Source organism: Paenarthrobacter nitroguajacolicus (assembly GCF_051027655.1).
Classification (GTDB): Bacteria; Actinomycetota; Actinomycetes; order Actinomycetales; family Micrococcaceae; genus Arthrobacter; species Arthrobacter nitroguajacolicus.
On sequence record NZ_CP073234.1, the window covers coordinates 4,154,684 to 4,176,132 of the forward strand.

Annotated in this window: 20 protein-coding genes and 2 riboswitches; of the genes, 11 read left to right on the forward strand and 9 right to left on the reverse strand. The window is 63.6% G+C overall.

The features are described from left to right. Positions 1 to 137 precede the first annotated feature (137 nt). Genes KCX59_RS19595 through KCX59_RS19605 form a run of 3 tightly spaced genes read right to left on the reverse strand, consistent with a single transcriptional unit; the run spans position 138 to position 4,089 of the window. Entirely contained in the window at positions 138 to 1,202 is a 1,065-nt protein-coding gene (locus KCX59_RS19595) for a PLP-dependent cysteine synthase family protein (protein WP_179017759.1), read from the reverse strand. Continuing rightward, complete coding sequence (locus KCX59_RS19600) at positions 1,196 to 2,761, reverse strand: aromatic amino acid ammonia-lyase (protein ID WP_179017760.1); 1,566 nt, start codon at positions 2,759 to 2,761, stop codon at positions 1,196 to 1,198. The genes KCX59_RS19595 and KCX59_RS19600 overlap by 7 nt, the downstream gene beginning before the upstream one ends. Further along, positions 2,761 to 4,089: an NtaA/DmoA family FMN-dependent monooxygenase gene (locus tag KCX59_RS19605; RefSeq protein ID WP_179017761.1), complete on the reverse strand. Its 1,329-nt coding sequence runs from the start codon at positions 4,087 to 4,089 to the stop codon at positions 2,761 to 2,763. The genes KCX59_RS19600 and KCX59_RS19605 overlap by 1 nt, the downstream gene beginning before the upstream one ends. 154 nt (positions 4,090 to 4,243) lie before the next feature. On the opposite strand from KCX59_RS19605, the gene KCX59_RS19610 reads away from it, so the two are divergent. The 5 genes from KCX59_RS19610 to KCX59_RS19630 all read left to right on the forward strand — a co-directional run bounded on the left by KCX59_RS19610 (position 4,244) and on the right by KCX59_RS19630 (position 8,669). Continuing rightward, a complete protein-coding gene (locus tag KCX59_RS19610) occupies positions 4,244 to 5,947 on the forward strand; it encodes a SulP family inorganic anion transporter (protein ID WP_178995822.1) in 1,704 nt (567 codons plus the stop codon). 83 nt (positions 5,948 to 6,030) lie between these two features. Beyond that, positions 6,031 to 6,142: riboswitch (SAM riboswitch) on the forward strand. A gap of 13 nt (positions 6,143 to 6,155) precedes the next feature. Then, a complete protein-coding gene (locus KCX59_RS19615) occupies positions 6,156 to 6,422 on the forward strand; it encodes a DUF1737 domain-containing protein (RefSeq protein WP_054808796.1) in 267 nt (88 codons plus the stop codon). Beyond that, complete coding sequence (locus tag KCX59_RS19620; RefSeq protein WP_091469876.1) at positions 6,419 to 6,829, forward strand: rhodanese-like domain-containing protein; 411 nt, start codon at positions 6,419 to 6,421, stop codon at positions 6,827 to 6,829. Before KCX59_RS19615 ends, KCX59_RS19620 begins: the two co-directional genes overlap by 4 nt. Further along, positions 6,830 to 8,038, forward strand: a complete 1,209-nt coding sequence (locus tag KCX59_RS19625) for an O-succinylhomoserine sulfhydrylase (RefSeq protein ID WP_178995818.1) — start codon at positions 6,830 to 6,832, stop codon at positions 8,036 to 8,038. 10 nt (positions 8,039 to 8,048) lie between these two features. After that, positions 8,049 to 8,669, forward strand: a complete 621-nt coding sequence (locus KCX59_RS19630; RefSeq protein WP_179017762.1) for a hypothetical protein — start codon at positions 8,049 to 8,051, stop codon at positions 8,667 to 8,669. On the opposite strand, the gene KCX59_RS19635 is transcribed toward KCX59_RS19630, so the two are convergent. Together KCX59_RS19635 and KCX59_RS19640 are read right to left on the reverse strand one after the other, a co-directional pair. Further along, the gene (locus tag KCX59_RS19635) at positions 8,656 to 9,852 is read right to left on the reverse strand and encodes a glutamate--cysteine ligase 2 (protein ID WP_178995814.1); all 1,197 of its coding nucleotides are present in this window, start codon (positions 9,850 to 9,852) and stop codon (positions 8,656 to 8,658) included. The two genes, KCX59_RS19630 and KCX59_RS19635, sit on opposite strands and share 14 nt — an antisense overlap. Before the next feature lie 158 nt (positions 9,853 to 10,010). Then, positions 10,011 to 11,534, reverse strand: coding sequence for a UDP-N-acetylglucosamine 1-carboxyvinyltransferase (locus tag KCX59_RS19640; RefSeq protein WP_091469865.1), 1,524 nt, complete (start codon positions 11,532 to 11,534; stop codon positions 10,011 to 10,013). Positions 11,535 to 11,746: 212 nt separating this feature from the next. Between KCX59_RS19640 and KCX59_RS19645 the strand changes: the two genes are divergently transcribed. Both KCX59_RS19645 and KCX59_RS19650 read left to right on the forward strand, forming a co-directional pair. Then, complete coding sequence (locus tag KCX59_RS19645; RefSeq protein ID WP_179017763.1) at positions 11,747 to 12,703, forward strand: WXG100 family type VII secretion target; 957 nt, start codon at positions 11,747 to 11,749, stop codon at positions 12,701 to 12,703. Continuing rightward, on the forward strand, positions 12,700 to 13,179 hold the full coding sequence (locus KCX59_RS19650) for a hypothetical protein (protein WP_139025172.1): 480 nt from the start codon (positions 12,700 to 12,702) through the stop codon (positions 13,177 to 13,179). The genes KCX59_RS19645 and KCX59_RS19650 overlap by 4 nt, the downstream gene beginning before the upstream one ends. A gap of 14 nt (positions 13,180 to 13,193) precedes the next feature. Here the strand turns inward: KCX59_RS19650 and KCX59_RS19655 are convergent, their stop codons facing one another. Further along, a complete protein-coding gene (locus tag KCX59_RS19655) occupies positions 13,194 to 13,928 on the reverse strand; it encodes a siderophore-interacting protein (RefSeq protein WP_179017764.1) in 735 nt (244 codons plus the stop codon). A 101-nt stretch (positions 13,929 to 14,029) separates the two neighbouring features. Here KCX59_RS19655 and KCX59_RS19660 point away from each other — a divergent pair, with 101 nt between their 5' ends. Both KCX59_RS19660 and KCX59_RS19665 read left to right on the forward strand, forming a co-directional pair. Beyond that, positions 14,030 to 16,150 carry a penicillin acylase family protein gene (locus KCX59_RS19660; RefSeq protein WP_179017765.1) on the forward strand — a complete coding sequence of 707 codons (2,121 nt, stop codon included), beginning with the start codon at positions 14,030 to 14,032 and terminating at the stop codon, positions 16,148 to 16,150. A gap of 59 nt (positions 16,151 to 16,209) precedes the next feature. Continuing rightward, on the forward strand, positions 16,210 to 16,809 hold the full coding sequence (locus tag KCX59_RS19665) for a GNAT family N-acetyltransferase (RefSeq protein WP_178995809.1): 600 nt from the start codon (positions 16,210 to 16,212) through the stop codon (positions 16,807 to 16,809). Here the strand turns inward: KCX59_RS19665 and KCX59_RS19670 are convergent. Genes KCX59_RS19670 through KCX59_RS19680 form a run of 3 tightly spaced genes read right to left on the reverse strand, consistent with a single transcriptional unit; the run spans position 16,806 to position 19,797 of the window. Beyond that, positions 16,806 to 17,600: an energy-coupling factor transporter transmembrane component T family protein gene (locus KCX59_RS19670; RefSeq protein WP_179017766.1), complete on the reverse strand. Its 795-nt coding sequence runs from the start codon at positions 17,598 to 17,600 to the stop codon at positions 16,806 to 16,808. The genes KCX59_RS19665 and KCX59_RS19670 overlap by 4 nt on opposite strands. Beyond that, on the reverse strand, positions 17,597 to 19,177 hold the full coding sequence (locus KCX59_RS19675; RefSeq protein WP_179017767.1) for an ABC transporter ATP-binding protein: 1,581 nt from the start codon (positions 19,175 to 19,177) through the stop codon (positions 17,597 to 17,599). The genes KCX59_RS19670 and KCX59_RS19675 overlap by 4 nt, the downstream gene beginning before the upstream one ends. Continuing rightward, positions 19,177 to 19,797 (reverse strand): ECF transporter S component, encoded by a 621-nt coding sequence (locus KCX59_RS19680; protein ID WP_091469844.1) that lies wholly within the window; start codon positions 19,795 to 19,797, stop codon positions 19,177 to 19,179. The genes KCX59_RS19675 and KCX59_RS19680 overlap by 1 nt, the downstream gene beginning before the upstream one ends. A 75-nt stretch (positions 19,798 to 19,872) precedes the next feature. Continuing rightward, a riboswitch (TPP riboswitch) is annotated at positions 19,873 to 20,009 on the reverse strand. A gap of 423 nt (positions 20,010 to 20,432) precedes the next feature. Between KCX59_RS19680 and KCX59_RS19685 the strand changes: the two genes are divergently transcribed. Next, on the forward strand, positions 20,433 to 21,122 hold the full coding sequence (locus KCX59_RS19685) for an NUDIX hydrolase (RefSeq protein ID WP_178995803.1): 690 nt from the start codon (positions 20,433 to 20,435) through the stop codon (positions 21,120 to 21,122). A gap of 36 nt (positions 21,123 to 21,158) precedes the next feature. Further along, positions 21,159 to 21,419 (forward strand): DUF4235 domain-containing protein, encoded by a 261-nt coding sequence (locus KCX59_RS19690; RefSeq protein ID WP_017199491.1) that lies wholly within the window; start codon positions 21,159 to 21,161, stop codon positions 21,417 to 21,419. The last annotated feature ends 30 nt before the right edge of the window (positions 21,420 to 21,449 follow it).

Here is a 21,449-nt window from a genome sequence, read left to right on the forward strand (position 1 = left end):
GCCCGGCCGGTGCCGACCAGGGTTTCAGATGCTAGCAGCCCCTATGCCAAACCCGAGGGATGTGAGAGAGCATCCGCCCCAAACCCGAGGGACGTGAGAGAGCGCCCACCCCAAACCCGAGGGATGTGAGAGAGGGCTTACTCGCGGGCGCCGGGGGTGTCGGCAGCGAGACGTATGCCGTGCTCCGCCAGCCACACCGGGTTGAAGGCCTTGCTCAGGTAGTTCGTGCCGGCGTCGGGCGCTATGGCCACCACCACCGAACCGTGAGGTGCTGCTCGAGCCACCCGCACAGCCGCGGCAACAGCGAGCCCGGAAGACGGACCCAGCGCGAGTCCTTCTTCATCCAGAAGCCTGTGGACGGTGGTGTAAACCTCGTCGTTGGGGATCCTCAGGAAACGGTCCACGACGGCGCGGTCGAAAGCCTTGGGCCATTCAGCTTCGGGCCAGGAGTTGCCCACGCCGTCCACCAGGATCTCGCCGGGATGGCCGCCGCTGTAGGCGGAGCCGTAGGGGTCGGCACCAACAACTTCCACGTGCCCGCCGGGTCCTGAGGCAGTCACTCGTTCCTTCAAAAACCGGCCGTTCCCGCTGATGGTCCCGCCGGTGCCTATCCCCGCTACGAAGTGGGTCACCAGTCCACCTGTCTGTTCCCAGATCTCGGGCCCGGTGGTTTCATAGTGCGCGGCCGGATTGGCAGGGTTGTCGAACTGCATGGGCCGCCACGCGCCGGGCGTCTCGGCGGTAATCCGCGCTGCCACGGCGCGGGCGTTCTCCGGCGATTCCGACGGCGCATTCCAGTCCGTGAGGATCACTCGGGCGCCGTAGTTGTGCAGCGCGGCAAGCTTCTCCTCGGAGATCGTGTCGCCCGTAACCACCACCACCGGGTGTCCGGTCAGGTGTCCGATGAGGGCGAGTCCGATCCCGGTGTTGCCCGACGTACTTTCCACAATCGTGGCGCCCGGTTGCAGCTCACCAGACCTTTCCGCCGCCCGAACCATACTTAGTGCGGTGCGGTCCTTGATGGAGCCACCAGGGTTTTCGGACTCGAGCTTGATGTGGATGGTGCTGCCCAGACCGTGACCCAGTGATTCCAGCTTCACCAGCGGGGTGTTGCCCACTTTGTCCAGGACTGAGGCGTCCAGCCCGTCCGGAATCGGGACAGCCGCGTGCACACCCTGTTTGCGGATCGCTGTACTCACCACGGTTCCTCCCCTGTCTCCAAAAATTCCCTGGTTACGGCATCCCGCAACTCCACACGCGCACGCGCCACCAGGTCAGGAGCCGACGGCCGGTCGGCAAGCACATCGGCCAGTCTTCCCACGACGGCGCCCGTCCCCTTTCCGAGCGGCTGCGCGGCTCCCGCTTCAAGCAGCAGGTACGACGCCGTCAACGCCTCGATAACCAAGAGCTTTTCGGCAGCCTCCAACGACTTTTCGAGCTGCTGCAGGGCAAGCGGGGCAAGCGTCGAATGGTCCTCGACGTCGGCAGAAAGCGTCGGCGCCCCGAGCGTCGCCGGTGCGGCGAGGAACTTGAGTTCGGCCAACAGTCCAGCGGCCGAGTACCAGAGCAGCCCGGGAAGTTCTTCTTGGGCCAGACCTTCCCCGGAGGATGCCGCCTGCAGGTGGCGGGCCCGGATAGCCCGTTGTGGTGGGTACAACTTGGCGATGCGACGTTCACTGGAAATCCCAACGTGGGCCAAAGCCAGCCGCAGGCCCTCGAAGGCGAGAGCCAGTTGCATCGGTTGGAAGTTCCCGCCGGACATCATCTGCCCGGAGTCGAGATCGACCAGGGGATTATCGCCGCGGCCGTTTAGCTCCACTTCCAACGCAGTACCGAGCTGCTTCACCAGGGATCGAAATGCCCCGTGCGTCTGGGGCGCGGCCCGGAACGATAACGCATCCTGCACCGAAACTTCGGGACGAACATCCTCCAGCCACCCACCGCTCAGAAGGCGGCGAACAGCGGCAGCCGACTCCCGCTGCCCGTCCACCGCCTTGGCCGCCTGGATTGCCAGCGAGAACGGGCTGAGGTTCCCGCCGCCGTCGTACCTTGCGATCGTCTCCAGGGAGAGGGAAAGTGCGACGTCGGCCAGTTCGGCCAGGTGCCGCAACCGCACCAAGGCGAGAGTTCCTACACCCACCGAGTACGCATTGGCACTGACCAGGGCCAGGGCCTCGCCCGGCGCGAGAACAAGTGGCTGGAGACCGGCGTCGGCGAGCGCTTTGGCGCCGGGGATCAGCATGCCATCCGCGTCGAACGCTTCGCCCTCGCCCAAAGCAACAGCGGCGACGGCGGCAAGTTGGGTCAGGTCTGACGAGCCCACTGAGCCTTCCCGGGGGATGGCGGGGAAGACTCCGCGGTTGAGCAATTCGGCGTAGAAGACTGCTGTTTCGGGTCGCACGCCGGAACCACCGCGGCTGAAACCGATAAGCCTGGCAAGGATTACGGCACGGGCAGCAGCCCGGTCAAGATACGTGCCCACACCGCTGTTGTGATACCTGACCACCTGCACCTGGTACGCCAGGAGCGACTTCTCCTCCACCGCCGTATCCCGGCCTGACCCTAGCAGTGTGTTGAGACCGTACACACGCTTTCCGGAGGTCGCGGTGAGCTCCACTAGTTCCCTCGACTTACGCATCAAAGTCAACGCTTCCTGGTTGAGTTCCACGTCAAACGAGGGATCTTCGGCGGCCAGCGCCACGTCCGATGCCAGCACCGGAGCCGCACCGATCAGGAAGGTTCGCGGTTCAGCCGACACCATCAGAAGTCCAAGAGATTTTGCCGGAAACCACCGTTGCCGTAGCTCTTCCTCAACAGGCCACGGCGCCGCAGTTCAGGGGTGAGTTTGTCCAGTACACCGTGCACGGTCACAGGGTCCACGAAGCCGGAGAAGAGGAAACCGTCGCCACCCACTTCAGACCCTGTCGACTCCAAGTAGTCGGCGATTTCGCCAACCGTACCAATGATCGAATCACCCGCTCCTCCGCTGCGGGCCTGCAGGATCTGTCTCAGTGTGGAGCCCGGAGGGGCCGCCTTGGCGAAATGCTCCAGCGTCCCTTGGTTGCTGTTGGTGCTCAATTCGGGCAGCGGAGCGTCGAGGTCGAACTGTTTGAAGTCGATCACTGAAAGGTAGGAGATGGAGTTGAGTTGGCTGTCGATGTCGCGTTGGGTGAGTTCACGCCTCTGTGCCCGCAACTCCTCTGCCTCTGCCGTGGAACCAACAATGGTGGGCTTCAGGACGAAAAGAACCTTGACGTCGTCGGGATTGCGGCCTGCTTTTGCAGCTTCCGCGCGGATGGAATCCCGGTAGGACTTCATCCCGTCAGCACCGCGTGCCAAGGCAATGGCCACGTCGGCATGCCCACCTGCGAAGGCCTTACCCCGCGGCGACGCACCAGCTTGCACCAGGACGGGTTCTTCCGGCAAAGGCGCAGTGTTCAGCGGACCCCTGACCTTGAAAAAGTCGCCCTCATGGTTGATAGGGTGCACTTTGCTGTGGTCCGCGAACACCCCTGCCTCAACGTCCTCAAGCACAGCGCCAGGTTCCCAACTCCGCCAGAGCCGCCTGACGACGTCGACGAATTCCTCCGCTTTCTCGTACCGGAGGTCGTGTTCGATCTGCTGGTCCAGCCCGTAGTTCTGGGCGGCGAGGTCGCTGCCGGACGTGACTACGTTCCAGCCGAGCTGCCCTTCTGAGAAGTGTTGCAGCGTGGCCAGGAGCCGGGCGGCAGTGAAGGGCGGGTAGAAGGACGCGCTGACCGTCGGGACGATCCCCAAATGCTCCGTGGCTGAGAGAAGGTACGGGACCAGCGCCAGCGGATCATGCTTCGGAGCAAACGACGCGTGCGCCAGGGAGACCTCGGCCGTGCCGCCGTAAGTGTCCGGGACGGTGAGGGAATCCTCGATGATGAACAGGTCCAACCCGGATTGTTCAAAGGCCCGGACAGCCTCCTGGTACAGGGCGGGTTTCTTCCAGTCGTAACCCAGGCTGTACCCGGGCGTCCCCCAGCCTTGGACACCAAAACCGTGTCCCACGAACCATCCAAAATGCAGCATGGGCTTGAGTGTAGAACTGCTCTGTCCGTTCACCGCGACCTGATTTCATGCGAAGTTACAGGGGGTCGTACTGCGTCAATTATGCTCCCGGGGCGTCACATTTGGGCGGGACTGATGACGGTCCGGATTTTCCACATACGGCGGTCGCATAGTTTCGAAAACAGCATGGGTCGGGAATGATCGCTGTATGAGTTCACCCACCCGATCTTCCGCCAAGTCTTCCGCCAAGGACCGGCTTTCGGGCGTCTGGGCGCTCAAGGGCTACAAACGCGAATGGCTCCGGCACGACGTCGTGGCAGGTGCTGCCCTCTTCGCCCTGCTGGTACCCGCCGGTATGGCCTATGCGCAGGCGGCCGGCCTTCCACCGGTCACCGGTCTCTATGCCACCGTGGTCCCGCTGCTGGTTTACGCGTTCGTAGGGCCTTCCCGCATCCTGGTCCTCGGCCCCGATTCTGCCCTCGCCCCCATGATTGCCGCGGCAATCGTGCCGCTGGCAGCGGGTAGCAGCGAAAAGTCGGTGGCATTGGCAGGGCTCCTGGCAGTGCTGATCGGGGTACTGATGTTGGCCGGTTCGGCCCTCAAACTCGGGACCATCACAGGACTGCTCTCCAAACCCATCAGGCTCGGATACCTGAACGGAATCGCGTTGTTGGTGGCGTTGTCGCAGCTGCCGGCGTTCCTGGGGATAGAGGCCGACGGCGACATCTGGCAAAAGCTTGCGAAGGTCACCACCGGGGTGCTGGGCGGCGAGGTCAACATCACCGCGCTGCTGCTGGGCGTGGGTTCGCTGGCGCTGATCTGGATTCCCCGGCTGCTGAAGTGGAAAGTGCCGGGTGTGCTGCTGGCGGTGGTCGGCTCGTGCGTCGCAACGGCCGTTTGGAGCCTCAACGACGACGTCAAGGTCACCGGAGTCCTGCCGCAGGGCCTCCCGATGCCCGCGCTCGGCGGCATTGGCTGGGCGGACGCACTCACCCTGCTTCCCGCTGCGGCAGGGATCGCCCTCATGGCGTTCGCGGACACCGGCGTCCTGTCCCAAACATTGGCAGCCAAGGAAGGCAAGAAGGTCTCCGGCAACAGGGAAATGGCAGCACTTGGGGCAGCCAATGCTGCCACGGGCCTGCTGGGCGGATTCCCCATCTCCGGCAGTACATCGAGGACCCCTGTGGCTGTGGACGCTGGTGCCAAGTCCCAGATGACCGGCGTGGTGGGTTCGGTGCTGGTGCTTGCTTTCATGCTGCTGGCTCCAGGGGTGACCGAGTACCTTCCGTCCGCCACCTTGGCCGCCGTCGTGATTGCCGCAGCGATAGCCCTGGCGGACCCGGCCGGCGTCCGGCGCCTGTTGAGCCTGAGCCGGAGCGAATCCGTAGTGATGTTGGCTGCGTTCCTGGGCGTCCTTACAGTGGGCGTGCTCCAGGGAATCGTGGTGGCCATAGCCTTGGCACTCTTGGACTTCGTGCGGCGGGCCTGGGATCCATACCGAACAGAACTCGGTGCCGAAGAAGGGCTCCCTGGGTACCACGATCTTGAACGACACCCCAACGGCGAACGCATCCCCGGGCTCCTGATCCTCCGCTTCGATGCACCGCTGTTCTTCGGCAACGGGCAGGTTCTTGCAAGCTTTGTCCGGGAACAACTGGACGAAGCTTCGGATAATATCTCCCACGTCATCCTTGCGGCGGAACCCATCACAGGCATCGACACCACGGCCCTGGACGACCTCGTCACGCTGGATGAATGGTTGGCCCGCCACGGTGTGGATCTGGTGTTCGCCGAACTCAAAGGACCTGTCAAGGACAAGCTGATCCGCCTCGGAACGGCAGCACGTTTCACGCCGGACCACTTCTTTCCTACAGTCGGCGCTGCCGTCCGCACGCTCAGGGACGAAGAGTGAAACGGCCGCCGATTACGCAACATGACGGCCGCCCCACCACTCGCAAGTGCGGCCGGATGCCCGTGGATGTTACGTTTTTCTTGAGTAATGAGTACCAGCGCAAAGCCCTGACTTGCTGGTCGGCAACCCTCTCTCCGGCGGGGTGCCTCAGGTGACTACTCGGCGTATCGACAATTCGTACTGCAAGCGTGACTGAGGAGCACCAGCTATGCCTGAACCCACTGAAGAAAAACTCTCCTACCGCCTGGTGACAGGCCCGGACACCCGCGACTTCTGCGAGCGCATCCACAATGCCCTCGCCGAAGGTTACGTCCTCCACGGGAGCCCGGCAGCTACGTTCAACGGCACGGACGTCATCGTTGCCCAAGCCGTTGTCCTGCCGACCGCGATCGCCACAGCGGATGCCGCAGTGGCCAATGCCGTTGACCAGTTGGAGAACTACGACGACGAAGAAGCGTTCGAGGGCCACGCATGAGCTACGCAGGTGACCTGACCCCGCACGACGCGTGGGCAAAACTTCAAGACGGTGCCATCCTGGTTGACGTCCGGACCGAGGGCGAATGGGCCCACATTGGAATCCCCGACACCAAAGCTACCGAGAACGACCCCCTGTTCATCCAGTGGAACTTGGCCGGCGGAATTCCGAACTCCCGCTTTATTGAAGACCTTCAGCAACAGGCTCCCGAGGACGACGGCGTTGAGCTCGTTTTCCTATGCCGTTCCGGGCAACGCTCCATCTCGGCGGCCATCGCCGCAACCCAGGCCGGCTTCACTGCCTACAACGTCCTGGAGGGCTTCGAAGGCGAACCGGACCGCTACGGTGAGCGCACCGTCAATGGTTGGAAGAACCGTGGCCTGCCGACGAATCTGGGGACCGAGTAAGTGACTTTCAATCCCGACGCCGCCGGCTGGAGCCCTGACACCCAGGCCGTCCGCGGTGGCCTTGACCGCACCAATTTCCAGGAAACGTCCGAACCTGTTTTCTTGAACTCCGGTTTCGTCTACGAATCCGCTGCCGCCGCCGAACGTGCCTTCACCGGCGAGGACGAGCGATTCGTCTACTCCCGTTACGGCAACCCGTCCGTGGCCACGTTCCAGGAGCGGCTGCGGCTGCTCGAAGGAACCGAGGCGTGCTTCGCGACGGCGTCCGGCATGTCTGCAGTCTTCACCGCCCTGGGTGCCTTGCTGGCTGCCGGTGACCGTGTGGTTGCTGCCCGCTCGCTGTTCGGCTCCTGCTTCGTGATCCTCAACGAGATCCTTCCCCGGTGGGGCGTGGAGACGGTCTTTGTTGACGGACCCGACCTTGAGCAGTGGCGCGAAGCCCTGTCCGAGCCCACCACCGCGGTGTTCTTCGAGTCACCGTCCAACCCCATGCAGGAGATCGTCGACATCGCTGCCGTCAGCGAACTGGCCCATGCCGCCGGGGCGACTGTCGTCGTCGACAATGTCTTTGCCACTCCCCTGCTGCAGCGCTGTGGTGAGCTGGGTGCAGACGTGATTGTGTACTCCGGCACCAAGCACATCGATGGCCAGGGACGAGTCCTTGGCGGCGCGATCCTGGGCACCAAGGAATTCATCGATGGTCCGGTCAAGCAGCTCATGCGGCACACTGGCCCGTCACTGTCGGCGTTCAATGCCTGGGTGCTGACCAAGGGCTTGGAGACTATGGGACTGCGAGTGAATCACAGCTCGGCTTCTGCTCTGAAGATCGCAGAGTGGCTCGAGCAGCAACCCGCCATCAGCTGGGTCAAGTACCCGCTGTTGAAGTCCCACCCTCAGTACGAGCTCGCTGCGAAGCAAATGAAGGCCGGCGGTACTGTGCTGACGTTCGAGCTGCTTCCTTCGGCCGGGCGTACAGCCAAAGACGCTGCATTTGCCTTGCTCGATGGCCTCCGTGTCATCGATATCTCCAACAACCTTGGCGATTCCAAGTCCCTCATCACGCACCCGGCAACCACCACCCACCGGGCCATGGGGCCTGAGGGCCGTGCGGCCATCGGGCTCTCCGATGGTGTGGTTCGCCTGTCTGTCGGGCTTGAAGACGTGGACGACCTCATCCTGGATCTGGAGAAGGCACTCAAACAGGTCTAACCTTGCTGCCATGAGCGGGAACCATCCCTATCGCCGTGCCGGATCCGTGATCGTTGCCGGCACGGCGGTGTGGTTCGTCGGGATTTCGCCGGTCTCACGTGTCTACATCACCCCCGATGACGCCGAACGCCTCCGCATGCTGCAAGCCGGCCAGCGCGGCTGGATCACAGGTCAGCACATTACCGCGGCCGGGACCGTCGCAGTGCCAGTGGGATTCGCGGCGTTCGCCCGTGCCATTCCAGCCCTGGGAGCTCCGCGCACGAGGGCGAAGAAGTGGGCCTACGCCGCTGCGGCCGCGCTGCTGGCCGGTGCACCGTTCTTCGTCTCCAGCGTTGCCCGGCGGGCTTCCGACATTGAAGGGTTCGCCTACCGCCGCGGTTCCAGCGCTCCGTTCCTGGCGTATTCCGGGCTGCATATTGTGGCGTTGGCTGCGCTCGGCGGGAGCCTTCTTTCTTTACCTGCCAAACGGTGGATCGGGGTCACGGCTGCGGCCGCCGCACCCATCTACGGAGCCGTCCTTCTGGCCAAGAAGGACATCCCACCGCTCTTTTTCTACCTCGTGGAGGGGACCGTCGGAGCCTACCTGATGGCCTGGGAAGAGCCGGCACCCGACAAGCCTATGGCCGCCTGACCCGGGTCAGCATGGGCGAGGGTTCCTTATGGGCATCGGCGGCGGCGCCGCGCACCGTCACCTTCGCAGCATGCGCGACGACGGCGGCCAGGGCTTCGTTGGTGGGCGGACTTCCCGTCTGGGTTTGCCCGTCGCGCTGCCTTTTGTTGTAGCGTTCAGCGGCTTCCAGTTGTTCGTGGGCACCATTGCCCCGCGCCAGTAAGTCCGAAATCCCGGCTTTGACGAGTTCCAACTCATTTTGGTCGTCCAGGACCGGGCTCAGGTAATCAACCAATGCCCACACGACGTCCGCCGCTGGCTGAGGTAGGAAGTCACCGAAGTCCAGGAGATCTCCGCGCAGACCCGAATTGCTGGCCTGCCAACTCGCCATCCGCAGGAGTGCCGTAGGCACCGCGGTGGGTTCCACGCCGTCGAGCATTTCCAAGGAGGCCGTCTCCACCAAAGCCCTCACCAGCACCGCCATGAGGCCCGCGTCCTCAGCGCGGAGGCAGACGTCGGCGACCCGGACCTCAACAGTGGGGTGGTTCCTGGAGATGCGGGCGTCAAAGTAGATCATGCCTTCATCCATGATCACGCCCGTTTCCAGGAGGCGCTTCACGATGCGTCGATAAGCAGTAAGGGAGCCAAAGACGGAGGAAGGGCCGGACGTCGGCCAGCGGTTCCAAGCTTGTGTGCGGTAGCTGTCGAAACCAGTGGGAAGCCCCCGCCAGTAAGGCGAGTTGGCGGTTAGGGCTGTCAGGACGGCGAGTTTGTCCCGGATGTGGTCCAAAACCACCACGCCTTCCTCGGGCGACTCCACCGAGGTGTGCACGTGGAATCCGCACGTCAACTGCTCCGTGGCAATGATGCCGAAGCGATCCAGCATTGCGGCATACCGGGGGTCCGGAGTGGTGTGCGTATTCGAGGCCAAGGGAGACGTGGCGATTGCGGCAACCCGCGCCCCATGCTGCCGTGCGGCCTCGTTGGCCATGGCCCGGCCACGGCGGATCTGTTGCAGGATCTCGCCGTAACTATGGCATGGGCGGGTCTGTGTCTCGATCTGCTCCAGTTTGAGCTCGTGGCTGAGGCCCGTGGCAGTGCGGGGTTCATCGTGGCCCGCAAGGAGCGCGTCGGCGAGGGCCAGGGGCTCGCCCGTCACAGGATCGACGATGAGCAGCTCTTCCTCAACCCCGAAAGTGCGCATGCTCCATTCTGCGTCAGGAGGGCTGGTGAGGACAGGGCTTGTGCTTCCGGGACTTTTCGCACCCGTTCCCGCCATTCGCACCAGAGTTACTTGGAGCATATGGCGGGAACGGGCGCGCCGAAAAGGAAGAAAGGGTGCGCGGCCGGCCAGCAGCAGCCCTAGTCCTGGAAGTACTCGATCTTCGCACCTATCGTGTTCAGGCGCTCGGCGAGGTCCTCATAGCCGCGCTCGATCACGTAAATGTTGCGAAGCTCGGAGGTTCCCCGGGCCGCCAACATTGCCAGGAGCAGGCAGGCCGCAGGTCGCAGGGCCGGCGGGCAACCAATTTCCGCGGCACGCCACTTGGTAGGCCCATTGACGTAGATCCGGTGCGGATCCAAAAGCTGCACTTGGGCGCCCAACTTGTTGAGCTCCGTCAAGTAGATTGCACGGTTCTCGTAGACCCAGTCGTGGATCATGGTCTGGCCCTCGGCATTGCCTGCAATCACCGCAAAGAACGGCAGGTTGTCGATGTTCAGGCCCGGGAACGGCATCGGGTGGATCTTGTCCTGCGGCGCGCGGAGTTCCGAGGGCTTGGTAGTCACGTCCACCAGCCGGGTACGCCCATTGCGAGCCATGTACTCGCCGGAGATTTCGAGGTTCTGGCCCATCTGCTCCAGGGTGGCAAGCTCGATTTCCATGAACTCGATGGGAACCCGTCGGATGGTGACCTCGGAGTTGGTCACGATGCCTGCGGTGATGAGGCTCATTGCCTCGATGGGGTCTTCAGACGGGAAGTACTCAATGTCTACATCAATGGCTGAGCGTCCGGTGATCTTCAGTGTGGTGGTTCCGACGCCGTCGATGTCCACGCCCAGGCCCTGCAAATAGAAGCAGAGGTCCTGCACCATGTAGTTGGGGCTGGCGTTCCGAATGATGGTGGTGCCCTCACGGTGGGCGGCCGCCATGATGGCATTCTCCGTCACGGTGTCACCGCGTTCGGTCAGAACGAAGGAACGGTGGAGTTCGTCGCCGGGAGGTGCGGTCACGGAGTAGAAACCGGACTTCGCTTCCACCTCGAGGCCGAACTGGCGAAGCGCCTGCATGTGCGGTTCCACAGTGCGCGTACCCAAATCGCAGCCACCGGCGTAGGGCAGCAGGTATTCGCTGGTTTCGTCCAGAAGCGGGCCGAGCAGCATGATGACGCTGCGTGTGCGTCGGGCGGCGTCAACGTCCATGGATTCAAGATCCAGGACCTCGGGGCGGCGGAGACGGAGGTCGCTTCCGTTGAGCCACGTGCATTCCACGCCGATGGACGTCAATACCTCGACGATCCTGTTGACTTCCTCAATCCGTGCCAGCCGGCGCAGAGTGGTGGTTCCGCGGTTGATCAGGCTGGCACACAAGAGGGCGACACCGGCATTCTTACTGCTGTTGACGTCCACTTCGCCGGATAGGGTCCTGCCACCCTCCACGCGGAGGTGGGTCATCTGCGGCTTGCCCACTTTGACGATGGAGCGCCCAAAAATGGCTTCAAGGCGTTCGATCATCCGGAGGCTGAGATTCTGTTTGCCCTGTTCCATCCGGGCGATTGCGCTCTGGCTGGTTCCCAGCTCAGTAGCCAGCTGCCCCTGCGTCCAGCCTTTTTCACCACGGGCGTCGCGGAGCAGGAGGCCTACATTCTCGGCGGTAGGTTGCGTCATACCCAAAAAATATCACAAATGAGCTAGAAGTGAAGAGCAAAACAAGGAATCGGCGGCATACATCACACCGTACCCGTTCTGTGCGATATAAAGCACGACGACGGCGGCTTACTTCTCGTGAACGCTTTCCCTCAGTTTCATCAAGGGCAGAGCTCCCCATTGTGCCCTAACGAGGGTTAGCGAAGGATGTACGGGAAAGCTCAGGGGGAAATATGCCTTTCTACGGCGCCGACGTCGATCAACTCAAAGCACTATCCAAAGCGCTCGCCAGCGGAGCATCGCTGCTTACTAGCCGCGCCCGGGAGCTCGACTCCTTGATCGCCCAGGGCGGTTACTGGCAGGGGCAGGATGCCAAGCGTTTCGCTTCCGACTGGCAGGGCCACCTACGGCCTTTGCTTGAAAGGACCTCGCGCGGGATAGAAGAAGCGTCCAAGTCCGTGCTCACCAATGCCGACGAGCAGGCGGGCGCGTCCACCGAGGGCGCCGGCGGCAGCTCAGGCAGCTCCAGCAACCCGGGTAACGACGCAACAACGAAGACAGCGGCTGCCACGGACCCCACCCAGCCCACGCCAGAGGAAATCCTGGACCAGTACCAAGTCAGCGACGCCGAAACCACCAACTGGCCCGGCGACTGGGATCCGCTGCGGTTCGTGGTGGACCAGAAGGTGGTGACCGAGAAGGAAGCGGAACTCCTGAATGGCCTGGGCCCCTTTGAGCTGAACGCTTTCAAGGGCATCCACGACGACGCCTTCAGTGTTGCCGACGAGCGCTTCCCCAGCGAAGACCGCAACGACGACCAGAACGATGCCTTCCGCCACGCTTATTGGAACGCCCTCATGGTGAAGGAGTTCGGCGCGGACTGGGCAGAGGATTACGCCACGGCTCACGAACAGCTCCCCGGGAATCCGGCTCCCCGCGAGGCCATGGATCTGTACAACAATGAAGTTGGGCGCAACGTGGCCATCGCCAATCCGGACGCCAGTGCTGAGGAGCTTGCAGACTTGATCGAGGACGCCGTCAACAACGGGGACACCGTGGTGGTGGGACCTGACCTATTGCCGCACCCTTCAAACGAGGTCCCCGCTGACCAGACGGGTGATGCAGGCAATGCCGAGCCCGCCCCTGGCGAGGACCCGGAGTTTAACGACGAGTCCAGGACGACATCGTGACTCGTCCATGCACCAACAACTTACGACGCCGCCCCAAGACTGCAGCGCTCCGCGTCACCGTTACCACCTTGCTCACCTTTGTCCTGGCCTGCGCCTTGGCATCCTGTTCCCTCGGAGGATCCGTCATGCCCGAAACGAACGATCACCTCAACGATCAAGTCCTGGAGTCCGCCAAGAACGGCACATCGCTCAAGCTGGCCGACGCCACGGACTTCGACTGGGACCAAGCAGGTTTTGTCACGTCGGGAACCCCGGCCAAGGACATTGAGGAGGCCTTTGGCGAACCCCTCACCAAGGAGAGCCGCTATACCGCTTCACCGGCACTCTTTGTCTTCCTGAAAGACGGCAAGGTGACTAAAGCGGTCCGCATTGTTCCGGACGCATTCTCCGGGGCTGACGCCAGGAAGAAGTACGGCCGCGACGTTGTGCTCACTCCGCCGGAGGGGAAGAAGGGCTTCCTCAACTGGCGCGAGTAACCCGCGAAGAAGAACTAGACCCGCCAGTACCCGAGCGCATCAATCCGGTGCTTGTCCACTCCGAGTTCTTTCCGCAGGTGCTTGACGATTGCCCGCGTGCTTGAGGCTTCGCATGCGATCCAGAAGAAGTCTTCGCTAACGGAAACAGTGTCCGCTGTTAGTGCACCGCAGACTTCCTCCACCAAAGCGGCGCCGTCGCGTTTGCGCGGAATCCAGGTGACGACGTCGGAATCGGAGGTACGCACCTCAAGCGAGGTGTCGGCGTCGTGCTGGTATTCAAGCCAAGCGGTCACTGGAGCCGCGCCCGCGGCAACGCGCTGGCGCTCCTCCAGCAGCGAGTTGACTGCCGGGATGGACGCAGGGTCCCCCACCAGCCAGATCCGGCGCGGAGCGGGATGCGGGAAGGTGAAGGAACTGCCTTGGACAGTGGCGTCGATGGTGTCGCCGGGCTGCACGGAACGGGCCCAATCAGCCGCGACGCCGTCGTGCATCGCGAAGTCCATGCTGAACGTACCATCCGCAGGGGAGGCGTTGACCAACGTGTAGGCGCGCTGGTGAGCCTTGCCGGAATCGTTGAACCAGAGCCGGATCCACATGGTGGGATGCAGGCCGCTGCGCTCCAGTAGGCCGCCGTCACGCACGTGCACGCGGAGGAAGTCCGGGGTGATCTCGTCCCGGCCCGTGACCTCCAGGGTGAAGTCCTTGGCGCCCATGACTTTGAGGACGACGCCTTCCCAATTGCGCTTCAAGCAACACTCCTTCACGAATGTCCACGATTTGTGAACGGGGCCAAAGCCATTTATCTTGAGCTAAAGTAAGCCTAACCTAAGCTCGAAAGTGGCCAGAGATTATGACGCCTGCCCCCACGCACCAACCCGCCCCGGCAGGCGGCCCCGGAACGTACCGCGATGAGTGGGGAATCCCGCACTTATGGGCCGATTCCGCCGATGAACTCGCCTTTCTCCAGGGCATGAATGCGGCCACGGACCGCTCGTGGCAGATCGAGCTGGAACGGTGGCGCTCGGAGGGCCGCGCAGCTGAGGTACTGGGTGCAGACGTGGTGGTCTGGGACCGGTTCGCCCGGCAAGCCCGGCTGGATGACACCGCGCGTCGCTGCTTTGAGAACCTCGACGCCGCCACTCAGCGCTGGTGCGGACAATACGTGGCGGGCATCAACCAGGCCCTGTCAGACGGCCGACGCGGAGGGCCCGAGTTCGAAGAATCCGGCAGCATCCCCGAGCCGTGGAATCCGTGGACCCCGCTCGGCGTCTTCCTGGTCCACCACATCCTGTTTTCCACCTTCCCCAACAAGCTGTTCCGGGCCCACGTCGCGCGGACACTCGGCGACGACGCCGTGAGCTTGTTCAGCATCGAAGCACCGGTTTGGTCAGGCAGCAACGCTTGGGCAGCGCATGGATCGACGACGGCCAGCGGGCTTCCCTTGATTGCCGGCGACCCCCACCGCCTCATGGAGCTGCCCGGCGTCTACCAGCAAATACGGCTCGCCTGCCCGGAGTTCGATGCGATCGGATTCGCGTTCCCGGGTGTTCCCGGCCTCCCCCATTTTGCCCATACGGGCAGCACCGCTTGGGCCATCACCAACGCCATGGCCGACTACCAGGACCTTTTCATCGAGGAGTTGCGCCGGGTCAGCGACTTCACGGGTGAGCGCATCGAGGCGCGCGGAGCGGAAGGCTGGGAACCCGCCGTCGTGAGTTCCGAAACCATCCGCGTCCGCGACGGTGAGGCTGTGTCCGTTGAGATTATCGAGACCGATCGGGGTCCGGTCATCTCGGAAACGCCCGACGGCGGCGCCCTCAGTTTGCGCTTCCCGGCCAAGGTTCAGGGCCGGCTGGGGTTCGAGGCCCTCCTGCCGTTGCTACGGAGCCAAAGCGTCTCCGAGGTGGAGCGTGCGTTCGATGCCTGGGTTGAGCCCGTTAACAGTGTGGTGGCCGCCGACGTTCACGGGTCTGTGAGGCACTTCGTTGCCGGGCTGGTCCCGCAGCGCAATCCGGCCAACCGGCGCCTGCCCGCTCCGGCCTTCTCCGCCCGTCATGAGTGGGAGGGCCAGTACGTGATCCTGCCTCGCACCGAGGTCCAGCAGTTTGCCGTGAGCGCGAATGACCGCGCGGCAGGAGGCGGTGACCAGGTGGCCATGGAGTTTGCACCTGCACATCGTGCCCGGCGCATCCGGGAATTGCTGGAACTGGCTCCCGGGCCTTTGTCCGTAGACAATATGCAAGCCATCCACACGGACACGCTACTGGGTCCGTGGCCGTTGTTCCGTTCGATGCTCTCCGGCCTGGACGTCCAGGATCTCTCCAAGGAGGCGAAGGATTTGCGGGTCCTCCTGTTGGACTGGGATGGCCTCATGGAAGCCGGCAGCCATCGCACCGCCGTTTTCGCTGCGTGGCGTGGTGCGCTGGTCCAGCGCCTGGCGCGGCATTCCGTGCTTGCGCCCTTGAATGAGCCCACAGGCTACTCACCATTGTTCGGGCCGTGGTTGTCAGTGGCGTCGCGCGTCGGTTTTGCCCTTGAGACCCTACTGGTCCGTGGCTCCGAGCTCGGCATCAGCGTCGGAGTGGAAGCTGCCGCGGCGCTCGAAGACGCCGCGTTGGAGGAATCCATGCTGAATGGTGCTGCCTGGGGCGACCGGCACAAGCTCCTGCCGGTGCATGTCCTCCCTGGCCCGCTCGCAACGTCGGCACCCACTGCCGACCTCAGTGGAGATACCGGGTGTGTACTGTGCACCGAGAGCCTCCCCGGCGTCGATGACCGTAGCTTCCGCGGGCCCGTGGCCCGCTACGTGTGGGACCTGGCCGATCGGCAGAACAGCCGCTGGATCGTGCCATTCGGCGCCTCCGGCGTGCCCGGTCACATGCACTTCGCCGACCAACTCCCGCTCTGGACAGCCGGGGAACTCACCCCGGTGGTCACTGACTGGTCGCTTCTGACCAACGACACGCCCTGACTCATTCCTGTTCCCGCATCAGTCCCGACATCAGCCCGACCCACGGCCCGAAGGAAACCATGACCACCACCACCCAGGACTTTTCCGTCCGCACCACCGTCTACTCCGAAGACCTGGAAGGCTGGGGTGCGCTCCGCATTGTTCCGTTAGTACCCATCGAGGACATCGACCTCATCTTCGAATGGGTGACCCAGCCCCGGGCAAAGTTCTGGGGAATGACGGAGAACTCCCGCGAAGAAGTCCTGGGGATCTACGAGTTCCTTGACTCCCTGGAAACCCACCACGCGTTCCTGGCCATCCTGGACGGGGAGCCTTTGGCCCTCTTCCAGACGTACGAGCCGCTGCACGATCCCGTCGGCGAGGCCTACCCCGCCCGCGAGGAAGACATCGGCATGCACCTGCTGCTGGCCCCGGCTACTCGGCCCATTCCGCATTTCACCCCGCGGCTGGGCACGTCCTTGATCAAGTACATGTTCTCCCTGCCGGGCAAGGACCGGATTGTGGTGGAGCCGGACTCCCGCAATGCCAAGGCCCTTCGTCGTCTGGAAGCGACGTGCTTCGAGCTGGGACCCATCATTCAGTTGGCGGAGAAGGAGGCCCAGCTAGGGTTCCTGACGCGGGCGGGCTTTGATGAGATCCAGGAGCAGCGGGCCCGCTAGCGCCAGACGAAACTCCAGGTTTCCGCACCCACAGCCGCCAGCACTGCACCGGCTGCGATGACCAATCCGCCAAGGACCACCCACACGTCCAGCAGTGAGTACGTGGATTCGCGTGCCCACGTCCGTGGCCCGCCGCCGAAGCCGCGCGCTTCCATGGTCACGGCCAGTCGGGATGCCCGACGAACCGCCTGAACCAACAGACCGAAACTCTGGCCGAGCGTGGCCTTCAACCGCTGGAAGGGGCTGCCTTGGGAACCGACTCCGCGGGCGCGGCGGGCCATTCCTATGGTTTGCCATTCCTCCGCCATGAGCCCTACAAGCCTCATCGCAGCTAACGATCCGAGGACAAAGCGGTGCGGCAGCTTGGCCTTCTGCGCCAGCGCATCTGCCAGGTCGGTGGGGTCGGTGCAGGTCATCAGCAGGATCGCCGGCAACGCGATCGCCAAACCGCGCAGCATGAAACCGAGCCCCAGCTCCAGGGAACCTTCGCTGATGGACCAGAGTCCGACGTCGAGCAGTACAGCGCCGCTGTCCGCCGCCACTATTGCAGTGCTCCAGCCGCCGATCGCTGCCGCAATGATCAGGGGCCAGGCCCGCTGCCACAAAAGCCTGATGGTGAGGCCGGCAAGCGGGAAGAGAGCCAGTTCCGCAAGGAGCGCCGTCGACGCAGAGACCCAGTCGATGGACAAGGCCAGCACCAGGGAAATCAGGAAGACCGACACGAACTTCGCCAAAGGGTTGGCGCGAGTCAGCAGGGCGTGGTTGCCGCGGATGTTCAGTGCATCCCTCACGCTTCACCCGCTTCCTGATGCGTTGCTCTGCCTTGCGGTATCGGGCCGAGCCGTAGTTCGGTTCCGCCGAGTACAGCACTGAATTCCTGATCGTGGGTTACGGAGACCACCGCGGTTCCGGCGTCCAGCAACTCGGAAAGGAACGACGCCAGCTCGGCCCAGGTATTCGCGTCCTGGCCAAACGTTGGCTCGTCCAGAACAAGGACTTTGGGGTGCGCGGCCAGCACCGTGGCCACCGAGAGCCGGCGCTTTTCCCCGCCGGATAACGTATACGGATTGGCGTCGACGAGATGGGTGAGCCGCAACCGTTCCAGCAACTCGTCCACGCGCTCCTGGCCGTGGCCCAGATGCTTCGGACCAAACATCAACTCATCCAGGACCTTGCCCGTGACGAACTGATGTTCCGGCTCCTGGAACACCGTCCCGATGCGGGAAATCAGCTGGTCTGCTTTCCACTTGAACGGATCAATGCCCGCACGCTCGGAAAGTTCGACGGCGGCACTCACTTTGCCGTCCACGGGCGCCAAAAGACCTGCCAATGTGAGCGCGAACGTGGACTTTCCGGCACCATTGGGACCCGTAATGGTCAGGGCTTGGCCTGCCCGGACCTGCGCACTGATGTCCGTTTGCACGGGAACGGGCGGGATGGTTTTGAAACCTTTGCGCCGTGGCTTTAGTCGGGAAACAGCAAGGTCCTGGGCTGCGAGGAGAAGCTGCGCGGCGTCCGGTTCTTTATGGCGGGTGCGGGTTGCCGGAACGTACCCCGGCACCCAGACGCCAGCCGACATCAGCAGGGTGCGGGCCTCGGAAAGGACCTGGTCGGGAGGGCCGTCCAAGAGGACGCCGCCGGCAGCATTCCCGGTCCCTGCGGCCGTGCTGGACCCTGGCTGCAGGACCACAATCCTGTCCACCAGGTCTTTCCACACGGACACGCGGTGTTCCACCACAACCAGCGTGGCGCCGGTCTTGTCCAGGCATCGCCCAACAGCATCACGGACCTCCAGCACCCCTGCAGGATCCAGGTTGGCCGTTGGTTCGTCCAACAGGATCAGCCCGGGCCGCATCGCCAAAATGCCCGCAAGCGCAAGGCGCTGCTTCTGACCGCCGGAGAGCGCCGCCGTCGGGTGATCCAACGCCAGACCTCCGCCGGCGGCGGTACGCAACCCGACGTCGTCGAGCGCTTCATGGACACGGGACCAAATCTCGTCCCGCGGCACGGCAAGGTTCTCCGCACCGAAGGCAACGTCGTCGCCGACCCTCGACAAAACCACCTGCGTCTCGGGGTCCTGCTGCATCAGTCCCGCGCGTCCTCGCTGCTCGCGGGGCGCGGCGCCATCGATCAGCAGGGAGCCGGTCTCATCCGAGTCGTCTTCCTCATCCCCCAGCACCCCGGCGAGGGCATGCAGGAGCGTGGATTTGCCGGCACCCGAAGGTCCAAGCAGCAGTACGCGCTCCCCGGGTTCGATCCGAAGGTCGAGGCCCTGAATGGCAGCTTGGGCACGGCCGGCATGCCGCCAACCCCAGCCCTCGGCTGAGATGGCGGCAGGCCTCACCGTGCCGCTTTGCGTGGCCGACATCAGCTGAAGACGGGCTCCGAAGCGGCCTTGCGCGAGGCGAAGGAACTCAGCACGCCGGTCTTGGCCAGGCCGCGTGTCGCCACCCATGAGAGTGCGCCCGCGATGATTGCGCCGGAAATTGAGGTGAAGGTGATGTAGGCCAGCTTGTCGACGGCTTCATAGGCGATGTTCCAACCCCACGGGAGGAAGGAGTCGTTCAGGCCGCAGAAGAGGCCCGCGCCCGCACCGGCGAGGAGGGCAGTGGGCAGGTTGAACTTCTTGTACCGGAAGGCGGCAAAGATGAGTTCCGCGCCCAGGCCCTGCAGAACGCCGGAGATGAGCACGGTGGTGCCGTACTGCGAACCCATGATGAGCTCACCGGTGGCGGCAACAGTTTCGCAGAACAGGGCTGCACCCGGCTTGCGGATAATGAGCATGCCCAGGACCGCGGGGATCATCCAGCCGCCGGCAATCAGGCCGGTGAGAGGCGGATACGTCGCGTTCATGGGGATGGATACCAGTGCGGCGCCTTGGGACCATGCCCAGAAGATCACGCCGCCCGCGATGGCGATCAAGGCCGCCACAACGATGTCTACAACACGCCAGTTATAACTGGTCTTCTTCACGTTTACCGTGGTCATTTTCTGCCTCCTGAGGTTACAGGAGGGGAAAGTGCTCCCCGGAATCCGGCTGGCCTGCGCCGCCCGGATCCGGACACTCTGAGAAGCTCGACTCCCTTGCGCCGGTACTAACCGGATCAGGTTCGAGGGTCTGCGGCTGTCCGCACTCTCAGCGCCCTCGCGTCTCCTGCATCTCTGCAGAGTCCGACGGCGGCGCTCCCCTGTCGTTATCAAATCTGCCCTGATGGGCTGGTTCAGTTTACACCTGAGTCTGTGGCGGGTGTTGGTCTGTTGCCGGCAGGCGGTCACAATCGGCAGTGGTGGTGCGTTCCAGGGCTTCCGGGGGTGCGTTGCGAGGGCTTCCGGAGGTGCGTTGCGAGGGCTTCCGGGGGTGCGTTGCGAGGCCCACTCAGCACGCTTACCCCACACCATTCCCTGCACACCAGGCCCCACAACAAGACGGGGGTGCGTTGCGAGGCCCGCTCTGCACCCATCCCCCACACCATTCCCTGCACACCGGGCCCCACAACAAGACGGGGGTGCGTTGCGAGGCCCACTCTGCACCCTTCCCCCACACCATTCCCTGCACACCGGGCCCCACAACGAGACCTGAGAGAATGAACCAGCAGAATCCACCGCGGCAAAGGGGCACCTTCATGACTGACCTTCCCCAGCAAGACCTCCCCCTTCCCACAGAAGTGCCCCAGCCGCGCCTGGCCGCGAGCGTCATCCTCCTCCGTGACTCCCCGGGCGGACTCGAAGCCTTTGTCCAGCACAGGGTGAGCACCATGGACTTCGCCGCCGGCATGGTGGTCTTCCCCGGTGGACGGGTGGATGCCGCGGACGAGTCCGGCTGGGACTACCCCTCGGACCTGCTTCAACGCCACGCGGCGGACTGGCAGCAGAGCTCCATCTGCAGTGGCGCGGGCGAAGCCACGAAGAACGCCGGAACGGTGCTTTCCGCCGCAATCCGTGAAGTCAAGGAGGAAGCCGGGCTCAGCATCGACGCCTCTGACCTCCGCCCGTGGGCCAACTGGATCACACCGACAGACATGCCCAAGCGATTCGACACCTACTTTTATGTTGCCAAGCCCTCCCCGGGGGCCGAACCGCGGCACCAGACCACGGAGGCCTGGCAATCACTGTGGATGCCGGTAGCGGACATTCTTGCGGCGGAGGCCGCGGGCACCCTGAAACTGATGCCGCCCACGTATTACCTGCTCAAACAAATCGCCGGGTTCGCCACCGTGGATGCTCTTTGGTCGGCCGAACACGATGTTGTTCCGGTTCTGGCACCTGTCGGCTCCATGGCTGCGTTCCTCAAGGAGCGGGAAAACCGCCGCTAGCGCTTGGAACGAGCTGGAGCCGGTTAGGCTGGGAGCATGAACCTCTTCTTCAAGCTGATCGGCGCCGGAGTAAGTCTCGGAGCAGGCTTCGTAGGTACCAAACTTGTCAACAAAGGGTGGGAAAAGGCCACGGGCAACAAACCACCCTTGGGCAACGACGACATGGAATCGAGTCTTCGCTCGGCCCTGACTTTCGCGCTGATTTCAGCCTTCGTCAGCACACTCATCCAGGTCCTGGCGAGCAGGGGCACGCAGCGCGCCATTGCACGCTTCGCCAAGACCCACGACATCGTCTAGGCAACCGCACCACTACACAACGCCGGGATC

Bases quoted from the DNA above. Each gene is read 5' to 3' on its own strand.
- KCX59_RS19600 (WP_179017760.1), bottom strand. From the start codon at position 2,761: ATGGTGTCGGCTGAACCGCGAACCTTCCTGATCGGTGCGGCTCCGGTG.
- KCX59_RS19610 (WP_178995822.1), top strand. From the start codon at position 4,244: ATGAGTTCACCCACCCGATCTTCCGCCAAGTCTTCCGCCAAGGACCGG.
- KCX59_RS19615 (WP_054808796.1), top strand. From the start codon at position 6,156: ATGCCTGAACCCACTGAAGAAAAACTCTCCTACCGCCTGGTGACAGGC.
- KCX59_RS19620 (WP_091469876.1), top strand. From the start codon at position 6,419: ATGAGCTACGCAGGTGACCTGACCCCGCACGACGCGTGGGCAAAACTT.
- KCX59_RS19630 (WP_179017762.1), top strand. From the start codon at position 8,049: ATGAGCGGGAACCATCCCTATCGCCGTGCCGGATCCGTGATCGTTGCC.
- KCX59_RS19635 (WP_178995814.1), bottom strand. From the start codon at position 9,852: ATGCGCACTTTCGGGGTTGAGGAAGAGCTGCTCATCGTCGATCCTGTG.
- KCX59_RS19640 (WP_091469865.1), bottom strand. From the start codon at position 11,534: ATGACGCAACCTACCGCCGAGAATGTAGGCCTCCTGCTCCGCGACGCC.
- KCX59_RS19645 (WP_179017763.1), top strand. From the start codon at position 11,747: ATGCCTTTCTACGGCGCCGACGTCGATCAACTCAAAGCACTATCCAAA.
- KCX59_RS19660 (WP_179017765.1), top strand. From the start codon at position 14,030: ATGACGCCTGCCCCCACGCACCAACCCGCCCCGGCAGGCGGCCCCGGA.
- KCX59_RS19665 (WP_178995809.1), top strand. From the start codon at position 16,210: ATGACCACCACCACCCAGGACTTTTCCGTCCGCACCACCGTCTACTCC.
- KCX59_RS19675 (WP_179017767.1), bottom strand. From the start codon at position 19,177: ATGTCGGCCACGCAAAGCGGCACGGTGAGGCCTGCCGCCATCTCAGCC.
- KCX59_RS19680 (WP_091469844.1), bottom strand. From the start codon at position 19,797: ATGACCACGGTAAACGTGAAGAAGACCAGTTATAACTGGCGTGTTGTA.
- KCX59_RS19685 (WP_178995803.1), top strand. From the start codon at position 20,433: ATGACTGACCTTCCCCAGCAAGACCTCCCCCTTCCCACAGAAGTGCCC.
- KCX59_RS19690 (WP_017199491.1), top strand. From the start codon at position 21,159: ATGAACCTCTTCTTCAAGCTGATCGGCGCCGGAGTAAGTCTCGGAGCA.